The organism is Streptomyces sp. NPDC048565 (genome assembly GCF_040650935.1).
Taxonomy (GTDB): domain Bacteria; phylum Actinomycetota; class Actinomycetes; order Streptomycetales; family Streptomycetaceae; genus Streptomyces.
Window position 1 is genome coordinate 122,591 of record NZ_JBEZIH010000017.1, and the last position, 13,715, is coordinate 136,305.

Annotated in this window: 12 protein-coding genes; 7 read left to right on the forward strand and 5 right to left on the reverse strand. The window is 72.5% G+C overall.

What is annotated here, in order from left to right:
- Positions 1 to 43: 43 nt before the first annotated feature.
- Positions 44 to 2,155 carry a UvrD-helicase domain-containing protein gene (locus AB0C75_RS21285; RefSeq protein ID WP_362893047.1) on the reverse strand — a complete coding sequence of 704 codons (2,112 nt, stop codon included), beginning with the start codon at positions 2,153 to 2,155 and terminating at the stop codon, positions 44 to 46.
- Between the two features lie 314 nt (positions 2,156 to 2,469).
- Positions 2,470 to 2,850, reverse strand: coding sequence for a helix-turn-helix domain-containing protein (locus AB0C75_RS21290; RefSeq protein ID WP_362893049.1), 381 nt, complete (start codon positions 2,848 to 2,850; stop codon positions 2,470 to 2,472).
- 148 nt (positions 2,851 to 2,998) lie between these two features.
- On the opposite strand from AB0C75_RS21290, the gene AB0C75_RS21295 reads away from it, so the two are divergent.
- Both AB0C75_RS21295 and AB0C75_RS21300 read left to right on the forward strand, forming a co-directional pair.
- Positions 2,999 to 3,979 (forward strand): zinc-dependent alcohol dehydrogenase family protein, encoded by a 981-nt coding sequence (locus tag AB0C75_RS21295; protein ID WP_362893051.1) that lies wholly within the window; start codon positions 2,999 to 3,001, stop codon positions 3,977 to 3,979.
- A 117-nt stretch (positions 3,980 to 4,096) separates the two neighbouring features.
- The gene (locus AB0C75_RS21300) at positions 4,097 to 4,288 is read left to right on the forward strand and encodes a hypothetical protein (RefSeq protein ID WP_362893053.1); all 192 of its coding nucleotides are present in this window, start codon (positions 4,097 to 4,099) and stop codon (positions 4,286 to 4,288) included.
- A 53-nt stretch (positions 4,289 to 4,341) separates the two neighbouring features.
- Here the strand turns inward: AB0C75_RS21300 and AB0C75_RS21305 are convergent, their stop codons facing one another.
- Together AB0C75_RS21305 and AB0C75_RS21310 are read right to left on the reverse strand one after the other, a co-directional pair.
- Positions 4,342 to 5,985, reverse strand: a complete 1,644-nt coding sequence (locus AB0C75_RS21305; RefSeq protein WP_362893055.1) for a DNA repair helicase XPB — start codon at positions 5,983 to 5,985, stop codon at positions 4,342 to 4,344.
- Positions 5,986 to 6,157: 172 nt separating this feature from the next.
- Entirely contained in the window at positions 6,158 to 6,595 is a 438-nt protein-coding gene (locus AB0C75_RS21310; RefSeq protein ID WP_362893057.1) for a DUF5980 family protein, read from the reverse strand.
- Between the two features lie 147 nt (positions 6,596 to 6,742).
- Between AB0C75_RS21310 and AB0C75_RS21315 the strand changes: the two genes are divergently transcribed.
- Positions 6,743 to 7,558, forward strand: a complete 816-nt coding sequence (locus tag AB0C75_RS21315) for a uracil-DNA glycosylase (RefSeq protein ID WP_362893059.1) — start codon at positions 6,743 to 6,745, stop codon at positions 7,556 to 7,558.
- Between the two features lie 71 nt (positions 7,559 to 7,629).
- Positions 7,630 to 8,490, forward strand: a complete 861-nt coding sequence (locus AB0C75_RS21320) for a hypothetical protein (RefSeq protein WP_362893061.1) — start codon at positions 7,630 to 7,632, stop codon at positions 8,488 to 8,490.
- A gap of 114 nt (positions 8,491 to 8,604) precedes the next feature.
- Here AB0C75_RS21320 and AB0C75_RS21325 read toward each other — a convergent pair whose 3' ends face one another.
- Complete coding sequence (locus AB0C75_RS21325; RefSeq protein WP_362893063.1) at positions 8,605 to 11,115, reverse strand: helicase C-terminal domain-containing protein; 2,511 nt, start codon at positions 11,113 to 11,115, stop codon at positions 8,605 to 8,607.
- A gap of 64 nt (positions 11,116 to 11,179) precedes the next feature.
- Between AB0C75_RS21325 and AB0C75_RS21330 the strand changes: the two genes are divergently transcribed.
- The 3 genes from AB0C75_RS21330 to AB0C75_RS21340 all read left to right on the forward strand — a co-directional run bounded on the left by AB0C75_RS21330 (position 11,180) and on the right by AB0C75_RS21340 (position 13,702).
- Positions 11,180 to 12,424: a hypothetical protein gene (locus AB0C75_RS21330; protein ID WP_362893065.1), complete on the forward strand. Its 1,245-nt coding sequence runs from the start codon at positions 11,180 to 11,182 to the stop codon at positions 12,422 to 12,424.
- A gap of 140 nt (positions 12,425 to 12,564) precedes the next feature.
- Entirely contained in the window at positions 12,565 to 13,146 is a 582-nt protein-coding gene (locus AB0C75_RS21335) for a sugar O-acetyltransferase (protein WP_362893067.1), read from the forward strand.
- A gap of 13 nt (positions 13,147 to 13,159) precedes the next feature.
- Positions 13,160 to 13,702 (forward strand): TetR family transcriptional regulator, encoded by a 543-nt coding sequence (locus AB0C75_RS21340; protein ID WP_362893069.1) that lies wholly within the window; start codon positions 13,160 to 13,162, stop codon positions 13,700 to 13,702.
- Positions 13,703 to 13,715 lie beyond the last annotated feature (13 nt).

Consider the following 13,715-nt stretch of genomic DNA (forward strand, 5'->3'; position numbering starts at 1 on the left):
TGGGCGCGCAGATGCCCACCAGGCCGCAAGCCCCGTCGTCCCCCTACGCCAGCCGCTCCGGCAGAGGCGCCGCGTGCAGCACGATCAGGCCCGACACCGCGCGGGTCAGCGCCACGTACAGCCGGCGCAGGCCCGTGCGTTCGTCGGGCTCGCCGTCGACCACGGCCGCCGGTTCGTCCAGCACCACGTAGTCGTACTCCAGGCCCTTGGCCAGCGAGGCCGGCACCAGCGTCAGCCGGGAGGCTGCCGTCGTCTCCTCACCGGGGGAGAGGTACGCGTGCCCGGCGGCGTCCAGTGCCGCCGCCAGTGCGGGTACGCGGGCATCGGCGGCGATCAGCCCGATCGAGCCCTCATGGCGCAGCGACTCCTCGCACGCCGCGACCACCGCCGCGTCCAGCTCCCCGGCCGTCGCCAGCTCACGCACCGCGAGAGAGCCGGGCGTCTCACGCACCGACTCCACCGGCGCGAGGCCGGGTGAGATCGCCGGAAGCAGCCGGGAGGCGTACGCGATCACCTCGCGCGGCACACGGAACCCGGCCGTGAGCTCCTCCACCAGCGCGTCCGTCTTGCCCAGATGGAACAGCGCCTGCTCCCAGCTCTCCGTCGACCAGGGTGTCGTCCCCTGCGCCAGGTCGCCCAGCACCGTCGCCGAACCGGTCGAGCAGCGGCGGCCCACCGCGCGGTACTGCATCGGGGACAGGTCCTGGGCCTCGTCGATGACCACATGGCCCAGTGAGTGGGTGCGGGCCACCAGGTCCGCAGCCTCGTCGATCAGGACCGCGTCGGCCGCCGTCCACTTCGCCGACTTCACGCTGCGGGCCGGCCTGGCCATCAGGATCTGCTTCTGCTCGTCGCCGGTGAGGATCCCCTCCGCGTGCGTGGCCAGGAACTCCGCGTCGGTCAGCAGCCGCAGCACGAGCTTCGCGGGCTCCACTGCGGGCCAGACCGCCTTCACGGCCGCCTTCACCGCCGGATTACGCGCCACCGCGCTCTGCACCCGGTCGTCCGGCGCCTCGCCCGCCTCCTCCATCCGTACGAGGACGGCGTGGGCGATCCGCTGCGGAAGAGCCTCGTGGGCGGCTCCGTACCGCATGCCGCGGGCCAGCAGCTCGGCGGTCATCTCCTCGACCTCGTACGCGGGGACCCGCCAGCGGCGTGAGCCGCGCACCACCACGACCGGTTCCACCGGCGGTGTCACGTACGAGCGGACAGCCCGCCGCAGTACCTCCGCCATCCGGGCGTCGCCCTTGATCACCGCCGCGCCGGACTCGTCCTGGCCGCGCACCTCGACGCGCGCCGCCACCAGGTCCTCGACGGTCGCCTGCCGCACATCGAGCTCGCCGAGCGCGGGCAGGACCTGTTCGATGTAGTGGAGGAACGACCGGTTCGGGCCGACGACGAGCGTCCCGGTACGGGCGAGGCGCTCCCGGTGCGCGTACAGGAGGTAGGCGACACGGTGCAGGCCGACAGCCGTCTTTCCGGTCCCGGGACCTCCCTGGACGCACACCGTTCCGCCGAGATCACTGCGGACGATCTCGTCCTGCTCCGGCTGGATCGTCGCCACGATGTCGCGCATCGGACCGACACGGGGCCGCTCGATCTCCGTCTGGAGGAGCTTGCTGGTCTGCTCGGTCTCCGCCGGATCGGTGAGGTGCTCGTCCTCGTACGCGGTCAGCTCACCGCCGGTGTAACCGAAGCGCCGGCGGCGGTCGACGTCCAGCGGGTTGTTCCTGGACGCCTGGTAGAAGGGCTGGGAGACCGGCGCGCGCCAGTCGATGACCATCGGATCGCCCTGGGCATCGTGGACATGGCGGCGCCCGATGTAGAACTGCTCTCCCTCCCGTCGCCCCCCACCGCCCTTGGCGGAGGCGCTACGCGCCACCCCTTTTGATGACCCTTCCACCTTCTCCGCGCCGACCTCGTGCAGATAGTCGAGGCGCCCGAAGAACAGCGGGGTGTGGGCGAGGTCGGCGAGCGCCTTGATGCGGTCGTCCATCTGTGCCTGGAGGACCGCGGCGTTGACCCAGTTCGCGGTGACGTCGCGGATATCGAGTGCCTGCACGTCCTCGCGCATGGCGCGCAGCGCGGCACGGGACGCGGCGAGATGCTCCCGCTCCCTGACCAGTGGATTGCTTGACTCTTCGTGCGCGGGCACGGTGTTGCCTCCGGCTTTTCGACGCAGGACGGCGGACAGGGCTCACCGCCCGGTCCGCTCGGGGACGTTCACACACAGATGCGCACGCGGGTGGGGTGCGTGCGGCTGTTGTCGGCCGGTTTCCGTCCGGTCGGCGGCGCTCCCCCGGCTGCCGGCCGCTCGAAGGGCTGGCCGGTACCACGGTGCGGGAGGCGGGCAGACCGGCGATTGTATCGACCGCCGCCGCCGGGCGCGAACGAATAGTCCGCGGCCCCCGCAGCCGGCCCGCCGCCCGCCGACTACGGCTCGACGAGCCCCCGCCTGTCCCGCTCCTCCTACTCTTCCCGCTCTTCCCGCTCCTCCTGCTCCGACTCCTGGAAGTCGACGACGGCTTCGCCGTGCAGGGTCGCCCACTCCGTCAGGGCGGCGATGGGAACCACGAGCGTCCGGCCGAGGTCGGTCAGGCTGTACTCGACGCGCGCGGGCGCCTCGGTGTACGCGTGGCGCTCGACGAGGCCGTAGCCCTGGAGCCTGCGCAGTGTCTGGGTGAGGACCTTGCGTGAGATGCCGCCGATGAGGCCGACGAGTTCGCCGTGTCGACACGGCCGCCGGCTCAGTGCGAAGACCACGACCACGGCCCACTTGTCGGTGATGATCTCGATCGCCAGCCGGGCCGGGCAATCGGCGAGGAAGACGTCTCCGGCCGGGTGAGTCATGGAGGGGAAGGTACCAGGAGGTACCTGACGGCTCAGTAATTTCGTCTGTGTGCGGCACAGCGGCACAGCAGCAGCGGCACAGCAACACAGCAGCGGCACAACACGCACCACCACACAGCACCCGACTGACAGAAGGACGGTTCACCCCATGCCACGCGTAGTCGTATTCGACGAGACCGGTGCCCCGGACGTTCTGCACATCGTCGATGAACCGGTCGTCGAGCCCGCCACCGGCGAGGTGCGGATCAAGATCGAGGCCATCGGTGTCAACCGGCTCGACCAGATGATGCGCGCCGGCCACTACCCCGGGCCCTTCCGGCTGCCGCACGCCCGCCTGGGCTGCGAAGGGACCGGCGTCATCGACGCCGTGGGTCCCGGAGTCGAGGGCCACGCGGTCGGGGACGCGGTCATCGTCACCGCGGTCCCCGAGATGGACCTCAACGGCACCTACGCCGAATACGTCACCGTGCCGGCCGGCACCGTCATCGCCCGGCCCGCCGGACTGGACGCCACCGCCGCCGCGGCACTGTGGGTGGCGTACTCCACGGCGTACGGGGCGCTGATCGAGAAGGCCGGGATGCGTCCGGGCGACCATGTCCTGATCACCGCGGCCTCCAGTTCCGTCGGCCTGGCCGCCATCCAGGTGGCCCGCCAGATCGGCGCCGTACCCCTGGCGGTCACCCGGCACACCGCGAAGAAGGACGGCCTGCTGGCCGCCGGAGCCGCCGCCGTCATCGCCACCGACCAGGAGGACGTGGCCGAGGCCGCCCAGCGGCACACCGGCGGGGCGGGAGCCGACATCATCCTCGACTCGGTCATGGGGCCTGGCCTGGCCGATCTGGCCAAGGCGGCCGGGCCCGGCGGAACCCTGGTCACCGTCGGCTGGCTGGACAACCGGCCCGCGCCGTTCCCGATGGCAGGGCCCCGCACCATCCTTCGCTACGCCAGCTTCGAGCACACGCTCAACCCCACCGTGGTGCGCCGCATCGCGGCGTTCCTGAACGCAGGACTGCGCGCCGGCGTGCTGCGGCCCACCGTCGACAAGGTGTTCAGCCTCGACGACATCGTCGACGCGCACCGGCACCTGGAGGAGGGCCACCAGGTCGGCAAGATCGTCGTCACCGTGTGAACGGGCCCGTCCCTCCCCCGTAGGGGACGGCGTGCAACTTTAGGCCGATACGAATGCCCGGGACTTTAGCCCCGTGGGCCGATGCAGGGACGCGGTCGCCCGGAGCACCATGGGTACATGAGCACCGTTTACCTGAACCCCCGCAGGACCGGCCCCGCGCACGGCGCAACCGCGGCCACCGGTCAACCGCAGAGCCACCGCATGGGAAACGCGGTGCGCGCCGTATCGGTCTTCGCACGCGCCGCGTTCGGTGTGGCCGTACTCGGGGAGTACGAGGAGGAGGCGGGCATCGTCCGCCGCCACCACTGACCCTGACCTCGACGGGCCCAGCACTTGAGCCCTGTCCCGTCAGCCCCGCCCTGTCAGCTCTCCGCGAGCAGCTCGTCCGCATCGACGATCCGGTACGCGTATCCCTGCTCGGCCAGGAACCGCTGGCGGTGCGCCGCGAAGTCCTGGTCGATCGTGTCGCGGGCGACCACCGAATAGAACCGCGCCTCGTGCCCGTCCGCCTTCGGCCGGAGCACCCGACCAAGCCGCTGCGCCTCCTCCTGGCGTGAGCCGAACGTCCCCGACACCTGGATGGCGACCGTCGCCTCCGGCAGGTCGATCGAGAAGTTCGCGACCTTCGACACGACCAGCACGCTGATCTCGCCCTGACGGAACGCCTCGAACAGCTTCTCCCGCTGCGCGTTGCTCGTCTCGCCCTTGATCACCGGGGCGTCCAGGTGCTCACCGAGCTCGTCGAGCTGGTCGATGTACTGCCCGATGACGAGGGTCTGCTCGCCCTGGTGCTTGCGTACGAGCGCTTCGGTGACCTTCCGCTTCGTCGCGGTCGTCGCGCAGAACCGGTACTTCTCCTCGGCCTCCGCCGTCGCGTAGGCGAGGCGTTCCGTGTCCGTGAGATTGACCCTGACCTCGACGCAGTCGGCCGGCGCGATGTAGCCCTGCGCCTCGATCTCCTTCCACGGGGCGTCGAACCGCTTGGGCCCGATGAGCGAGAAGACGTCCGACTCCCGCCCGTCCTCACGCACCAGCGTCGCGGTGAGCCCGAGGCGCCGGCGGGCCTGGAGGTCGGCGGTGAACTTGAAGACCGGCGCGGGCAGCAGGTGCACCTCGTCGTAGATCACGAGACCCCAGTCGCGCGAGTCGAACAGCTCCAGGTGCGGGTAGACCCCCTTACGGCGAGTGGTCAGCACCTGGTACGTGGCGATGGTGACCGGCCGGATCTCCTTGCGCGTACCGCTGTACTCGCCGATCTCCTCCTCGGTCAGCGAGGTCCGCTTCACCAGCTCGTGCTTCCACTGCCGGGCGGACACGGTGTTGGTGACCAGGATCAGCGTGGTCGCCTTGGCCTCGGCCATGGCACCAGCCCCGACCAGGGTCTTGCCCGCGCCGCAGGGGAGGACGACGACGCCCGAGCCGCCGTGCCAGAAGCCTTCGACGGCCTGCTTCTGGTACGGGCGCAGCGACCAGCTCTCCTGGTCGAGCTCGATCGGGTGCGCCTCGCCGTCGACGTAACCAGCGAGGTCCTCGGCGGGCCAGCCCAGCTTCAGCAGTGTCTGCTTGATCTGGCCGCGCTCGGAGGGGTGCACGGCCACGGTGTCCGGGTCGAGGCGCGCCCCGACCAGCGGCTGGACCTTCTTGGAGCGGAGGATCTCCTCAAGCACCGGCCGGTCGTTGGACGTCAGCACAAGACCGTGGACGGGGTGCTTGGACAGGGTGAGACGGCCGTACCGTGCCATCGTCTCGGCGATGTCGACGAGGAGCGCGTGCGGCACGGGGTAGCGCGAGTACTCCACGAGGGCATCGACGACCTGCTCGGCGTCATGCCCCGCGGCGCGGGCGTTCCACAGGCCGAGCGGAGTCACGCGGTAGGTGTGGATGTGCTCGGGGGCACGCTCCAGCTCGGCGAAGGGTGCGATGGCACGGCGGCAGGCCTCGGCCTGGTCGTGGTCGACTTCGAGGAGCAGCGTCTTGTCGCTCTGGACGATGAGGGGTCCGGTCACGCGTCGGCCCTTTCCTGTTCCTACGGGGTGGCTGCCCGGGTGCGAACGGCCAAACATCCAGTGTGCCGCATCGGAGGGCGAGGCAGGGCGGGCCCGTGCGTGAGGGACGGTACAGAGGGCGTGCCGTGAGGTCCGGGCGATCACCCGGGCGCCACGGCACAGACACGTCACGTCACGTCCCGCTCAGGCAGTCCTCCTTGACGCTGATCCGCAGAGGGGCGGTCTGGGTGCTCGTGCCGTCCGAGGCCCACAGCTGGGCGATGTACTCGCCGACCGGGGCCGGGGCGATCGATATGTGGCCGAAACCGAGGAACTTGCCGCTGGGGTTCAGTTCGCCGGGGTGGATCGTGCCGCCGTTGCTGAACGAGCCGGAGGGCAGCTCCCGGATCGCGTGGTCGATGGGGCTCTCCGAGCTTCCGGTGACGGAGGCCAGGTAGTAGGTGTCCGGCCACCCACGCTCGGGGGCGACGCATATGCGCTGTTCCGTCTGACTCAGGGTCCAGGTCGCCGTCGGGTCGGCCGCCGAGGCCTGCACCGTGCCGGACAGTGTCATCACACATGCCGCGGACAGAGCGAACAGTAAGCCGGCCCCGCGATGGGCTGATCTCATCAATACCTCCTGGTCATGTGCACATGAGGAACTGCTGCCGGCCGATACCGGCTGTCTACCGGTCGGCACCGGCCGGGAAGCCATTTCGAGGAGTGTCACCCAGCGGGTAGCCACTGACAAGGCGCGATGCCGCCGTAGCGTGGAGGGATGGACGGAGCGGAAGTGGCGGGGCGGGTGCCGGACCCCGACGACCCGGGCTTCCCGGCCCACCACGCGACGCGGTGTGCCGGCCTGGGGGAGCTGGACGCGCTGGTCACGCACTGCCGTGCCTGCCCCCGGCTGGTCGCCTGGCGGGAGGAGATCGCCGAGGTCAAGCGGGCGGCCTTCCAGGACTGGGACTACTGGGCGCGGCCCGTCCCCGGCTTCGGTCCGGCGGACGCCGCGGTGGCGGTGGTCGGGCTCGCGCCCGCCGCGCACGGCGGCAACAGGACCGGCCGGATGTTCACCGGTGACGCGACCGGCGACTTCCTCTTCGCCGCACTGCACACCCTGGGCCTCGCCTCGCAGCCGACCGCCGTCCACGCCGACGACGGGCTCACCCTGCACGGTGTCCGCCTCACCTCTCCCGTTCACTGCGCGCCCCCCGCGAACAAGCCCACCCCCCGGGAGCGCGACACCTGCCGGCCGTGGCTGGCCGCCGAGCTCGACCTGCTGAGCCCCGGGCTGCGCGCGGTGGTGGTCCTCGGCGGCTTCGGCTGGCAGGCGGTGCTCCCGGTGCTCGTCGAGGCCGGCTGGGAGATCCCGCGCCCGCGTCCTGCCTTCGGTCATGGAGCGCATGTCGTCCTGCCCGCCACGGAGCGCAGGCAGGAGCTGCATCTGCTGGGCAGCTACCACCCGAGCCAACGCAACACGTTCACCGGCAAGCTCACCATGCCCATGCTGATCGACGTGCTCCGGAAGGCGGCCACGGCAGGCGGCCTCCCGGTTCCCGCGGAGGCCCCTGACCGGCATCCCCTCGACTGATGGCTGATCAGGAGCTGCTGATAGAAAGGAATGTCGTGCCGGCAGGTCGTCGGCCGCGGGGGAGGAACGCCATGACCCAGCCACCGCCCTGGCCGCCGCAACAGCCCGGCGCCCAGCCACCGTACGGTCCGCCGCAGACCGGGCAGGGAAACCCGCACGGAGGCCAACCGGTACCGGACAACCCGTACGCCACCCAGCAGCCGCAGCCGCAGCCGCAGCAGCAACCCCCGCCGCAACCCCCGCCGCAACAGCAGCCGCAGCAGCAGCCGCAGCAGCAACCCCAACCTCAGCAGCCCCAGTTGCAGCCGCCTTCGCCGTACGCCGCGTACCCACCGCCGCAGGGCCCGCCCCCGGGGATGGCGCCGCCCGCGGCTCCCGGGCGCCGCCGCACCCCGCTGATCGTGGGAGCCGGCCTCGTGGCGCTCGTCCTGATAGGCGGCGGGGTGTGGTTCGCGCTCGGCACCGGCGGGGACGACGACTCCAAGAGCCCCGTCGCGAAGGAGAGCGCCAGCGCCTCCGCGAGCGCCAGCGCCTCCCCCGCCCCGAGCGCGAGGGGCCAGGCACCGCCCATGGAGTCCCCCTCACCCTCGCTGGTCCCCTCGCCCACCGGGACCGGGCTCCAGGCGGTCTGGCAGACCTCCGGCGGTTCCACGACGCTGGGGATCGGCGAGGAGTATCTCGACGAGCCCACCCGGATCAACGCGGTCCTCACCACGTCCGACGGCCTGGACTGCGAGGGCCGGTGGCAGAAGGACGAGAGCGGCGACTTCCTGGAGATGGCCCTGCTCTGCAAGGAGGACGAGGTCCGGGTCAAGACCAAGGACCGCGTCGGCAATCTGAAGCAGACCGGCGACACGCTGTCGGTCGAGTGGAAGAAGGGCGCCACGGGCACGGAGACCTTCGACCGCGTCAGGGACCTCGACCCGGCGTAGGTCCCTGGTGGGGGGGATTACGGACGTTGATATCCGGCATAACGGGCAGATAGGCGTCCGTAACCCCCAGCGAAGGGGCGCGGCGGGGGCGGGCGCGCGGCGGGGTGGGGGCCGTTACGGTGTCTGGTCGTCCGGGAGGTCTGCTACGCCCGTGATGCGGTGCAGGGGGTACGTTCTGACCTCGTCGGCCGTGTGGTCGTACGCCGTCACGAAGCCGCCCTCCACCTTGACCGGCGCGATCACCCGCTGGCTCGCCGCGCCGTCCGCGTTGACGTAGCCGATCCAGACGGCCGAGCCGGTCATCGCGGCCGCCTGCACCGTGGCCAGGGTCTCGGCGGGGGTCGTGCGGGGGAGTGAGCCCGTGGTGGCCGTGTCCCGGGCGTCCGCGTCCCTGTGGACGGCCCTGGCGGCCGTGTCGCCGGCCCGGATGGCCCGGACGGCGGCGCTCAGCAGGGTGGTGTCCGGGACCGGCGGGCCCTCGGGTACGGGGGCGGGAGGCGTACGCGGTGGGGTGCGGCGGGCGCCGGCGCGGGTGATCAGGACATCGCCTTCGGCGGACTCGGCGGCGGGGGCGTACCCCATCTCGCGCAGCCCGTCGATGAGCGAGCCCGGGTCGGCCTGCGCGGCCAGGACGGTCGGTGCCAGCCTGCGCAGCCGCAGGGTGGCAGAGCGCTTGTCGGCGAGGATCTCGTTGAGCACGGCCTCGTCGTCGCAGCGTACGTAGGCGGAGGCGGCGCCGATCCGCAGATGGCCGTGGCGGCGCGCCACGTCGTCGATGAGGTAGCTCAGCGGCTGCGGTACGGGCGTGCGGCTGTGGGTGGCCAGGAAGGCGTGCAGGTCCGTCGCGGCCCGCCCGGCGTCGAGTGCCCGGCGTACGGAGCCTGGGGTGAAGCGGTAGACCGTCGCGCCGCCCTTGGACTCGATGTCGGCGAGCACCGAGAGCGTGTCGGCGAGCGGGCGTTCCAGCGGGCCGGGGGCGACGGCCGTCAGGTCGGCCTGGAGCAGCACGTGGTCCAGGGGCTCGGGGATCAGCGGGGCGAGGAGGGCGGCGGCGGCCGCCGGGCCCTCGTCGAGCAGGGCGCGGGCCTGGGAGGAGAGGGCCCCGCGGCCGGTGATCCCGAGCTGCTCCGCGTCGTTGACCGTCCACAGGGCGATGCGTGAGCGGAGGTCGGAGGGTGTCGTGGTGGGGTCGCTGCCGCTCTGGGGTGGCGTCGTCGGTGCGGTTGCTCCGCCGCCGCTCGGTGCCGGGGTGCGTAGTGGGCGTTCCCAGCGGAGCCGGGCGAGCAGGGACTGCGGGTCGGGCGCGGTGCCCGGGGGGAGCGAGGCGAACAGGGCCAGTACCCGGCGGCGTACCTCGGGTGCGGCCGAGCGGTCGAGGTCGGGGCCGAGTGTGGACAGGGCCCGGCCCTTGGCGTCCTGGCCGCCGATGAGGCCCGCGGTGCGGGTGGCGGCGAGCCAGGCGGTGGCGAGGTGGACCCAGCGGTCCTGGGCGGGGAGGTCGAGCCATTCGTCGGACGCGGGCGTGGGGGCGTACCGCTCGTCGGTCTCGCCGTCGGGGGCCAGCAGGCCCGCGGCGTAGGCGAGTTCGATCCAGAAGGCGGCGACGGGCTCCGGGACGTCGAGCGCGACGGCGGCGCGTTTCAGCTCGCGGACGCTCAGGCCGCCCGCGCGGAGGATGGCCGGACCGCCGTTGTTCCAGAGCTTGAGGAGTTCCTCGACGGTGGACACGGCCGTGAAGCCCTGGCCCGCGGCCGCTCTGTCCACAGCCTGGGGATCCCGCTCGGCCGCCGCCACGAGCGCCGGGGGTACGGGTTCGGGTACGCGGTGGGCGCGGCCCGCGCGCAGGTGCAGTGCCGCCTCGCGTGGCAGGACGACGGTGCGCGTGGACACGGGCAGCAACAGCCCGCGGTCGCGCAGCCATTGCACGGGCGGGGCGGGATTCGGGGTGACCTCGCCGTAGGGCGGGCCCCAGACCAGGCGGTCGAGCACGGCTAGCGCCTCGACCGGGGCGGTGTCCAGCAGCTCCGCCATCCTGGCCCGGTCCGTGAAGAGCCCGGCGAGCGCGGTCACGGCGGACACCGGGTCGTGCGTCGCCGGCAGCCCGGCGGCGGTCAGGATCTCCTGCAACCTGCCGGGCGACATGCCGGCCGTGGCCTCGGCGACGGTCGGGCCGAGGCCGGTGGGGGAGGGGTGCTGCGGCGAGGGGGAGAGCAGCTCGCGTGCGGTGCGTACGAGGTGCAGTCCGGTGTCCTCGCCCCAGACCAGGGCCTGTTCGCGCAGGGTCGTGAGGGCGGCGGGCAGCGCGGCGGTGATCGCGGCTCCCGCGTCGTCGCGCCCGTCGCCGTCGTCCTGGCCGTCGCCGGTGAGGAGCGCGAGCAGCGTGTCGTACGGGGCGGGGTCCGGTGCCACCGCCAGTGCCTCGGCGGTCTGCAGGGCGAAGCGGTCGAGGTGCTCAAGCGCGCGTACGACGGAAGCACGCGTGCCGGCCCGAGTCGCCAGCTGGGTGATGTCGTTCGGCACGGGGCTGAGCAGGTCGGGGCGGGCGCGCAGCAGCCCTGCCAGCGATTCGTCGCCCCGGGCGCGCAGAGCTTCGGCGAGCGTGCGCGGTGGTGTGGTCGTCCCCATCCGTCCCACGGTAGCCCCTGGAACGCTACCGTCGGGGCAGGGCCGGTGGAGGGAGAACGATCGCGTGGGCATCGAGAGCGACCAGCTTGTCTACGACTATCTCAGCCGGGTCGGTGACCTGGCGCAGCAGCAACAGCTGTCATCCGGCGCCCGGATGAGGCTCGTGGCGACGCTCCGGGGCGAGATCGACCGGCAGCGTGGCACGGACGGCTCGGACTCTCCCGCCGTGGTCCGGCGCATCATCGGCAGGCTCGGAGCCCCGGGTGAACTCGTGGCCGCCGCGGCCGAGTCGGGCGACGGGACGGTGCCGCTGCCGTCACCGCGGGCGAATGCGGCCAAGGGTGCGGCGGAATCGGGCGGGGTGCCTCGGGCGCGGCGGGGAGTGCTCCGGAAAGCCGCTTCCCGTAAGGGCGCGTCGCCGGGGGAGAGCGCGAAAGACAGCACGAAGGAGAGTGCGAGGGGGAGCGCGAAGAGCGGTTCGAAGGGGAGTGCCAAGAAGGGGGCCGGGGGTGCGGCGGCGGCCTCGGACGGCGGTGAGGAGCCCGCGCCCGACTGGCCGGCGGCTTCCGCCCCGCACATGGCGGGCCTGGACCAGGCGCCGTCCGGGGCCGGGCCCGAGTGGTGGCGGATCGAGCCCGGGCCCTTCGGTGAAGGCGCGCAGGGCGGGCAGGGTGCGCAGGGCGTGCCCGGGGCCATGGGGCCCGGTACCGCCGTGCCGGGGTTCGTGGGCGGGCTGGAGAGCCCCGAGCTGTTCGGACTGCCGGGCACCCCCAGGCCCCCAGGGCCCCGCGCGCCGGTCGAGGCCGAGGAGCCCGGATCGGCGGAGGAAGACGGAGAAGACGGAGAAGACGGAGAAGCCGGAGAAGGGGGAGAGGGGCTGGGGGAGGGCGTCGCCGCGCCGGGCTCCCGGCGGCGGTGGAGGCCGCGGTTGCGCCGGGGCGGAGGGGGCGGCGAGGGAGCCGCGCGGCCCCGGCTCTCGAACCCGTTGCTGCTGCTGGCCGCCGCGCTGCTCGTGGCCGGCGCCGTGTTCGGGGCGTGGCTGGCGCTCGCGGGCGGCTGGCTGCTGGCGTACAGCTCACGCAAGTTCTCGCGCGCGGAGGCCAAGTGGGTCGCGATGGGCCTGCCGGGTGTGGTCGTGGCCGGGGCCTTCGTCTGGCTGTGGGGGCGCCTGGAGGGCCGCTGGGGTCAACCCATCGCGGAGGGCACCCTGGGTGACGCGGTCGCGGACGTCTGGCCCGTGGTGGTGCGGGTGGCCGCGGTGGCGTCGGCGTTGTATCTGGTGTGGCGGGCGCGCAGGCTGTCGCAGTGAGGCGCGGAGGTGCGGGGAGGCGGAGGCCCGGAGGCCCGGGGACGCGGAAGAGCGGGGACGCGGGGAGAAGCGAGGCGTGGGGTGCGCGAGGTGCGCGCGGAAGTGTACGTTCGTACATCCCAGGGGTTACGATCGTGCGCATGCCGACGGACTACTTCGCCAACGATCCGCGCACCAACCTCGAGCGCATGCTCGCGGGCGACCTCTACATCGCCGACGATCCGGAGATCGCCGAGCGGCAGCAGCGGGCGATGCGCCTCGCCGCCCGCTTCCAGGCAGCGCACACCGAGGACGCCGACGCCGCCAGGGCGATCCTGGCCGAGCTGCTGGGTTCCGTGGGCGAAGGCGTCGATCTGCGCCCCCCGCTGTACGTCGACTACGGCAGCAACATCACCATCGGAGCCCGCACCTTCGTCAACTACCACCTCACCGCACTGGACGTCGCGCGCATCACCATCGGCGAGGACTGCCAGATCGGCCCGAACGTCCAGCTCCTCACGCCCACCCACCCCGTGGAGCCGGGGCCCCGCCGCGACAAGCTGGAAGCCGCGCTCCCCATCACCATCGGTGACAACGTCTGGCTCGGCGGCGGAGTCATCGTGTGCCCCGGGGTGAGCATCGGCGACAACTCGGTGATCGGCGCGGGAGCCGTGGTCACGAAGGACGTTCCCGCCGACGTCGTCGCCGTGGGCAACCCCGCCCGCGTCATCCGCGGCGTCTGACCGGGGCCGCCCCATGGCCACCGGACGTGCGGACCCGCAGCGGCGCGAACGCATCCTCGCCGCCACGCTCGACCACATCGCCGAGGAGGGGGTCGCCGGTGTGTCGCACCGGAAGATCGCCGCGCGGGCCGATGTTCCGCTGGGGTCGATGACGTATCACTTCGACGGCATGGACGACCTGTTGCGGGAGGCCTTCACTCGCTTCGCCGACCACATCGTGGCGGTCTTCGAGCTGTACCTGGGCCGGGCCGGCACCCCCGAACAGGCCCGTGAGGCCGTCGCCGACCTCATCCATGTGCTCTCCGAAGGACCCCGCAGGGACCTCGTCCTCACCCAGGAGCTCTACACGCTGGCCGCGCGGCGCGACGAGTACCGTGAGCTCACCCATGCGTGGATGAACCGCAGCCGCCGCCTGCTGGAGCAGCACTTCGACCCGGATACGGCCCGTCAGCTGGACGCGCTGATCGAGGGCCTCGCCCTGCACCGTTCGCTCGACACCGAGCCGCAGGGCCGCGAGCTGACGCGGCTGGCGGTGCTGCGGATGACGAGCCCCTGAGCGTGCCCGGCTT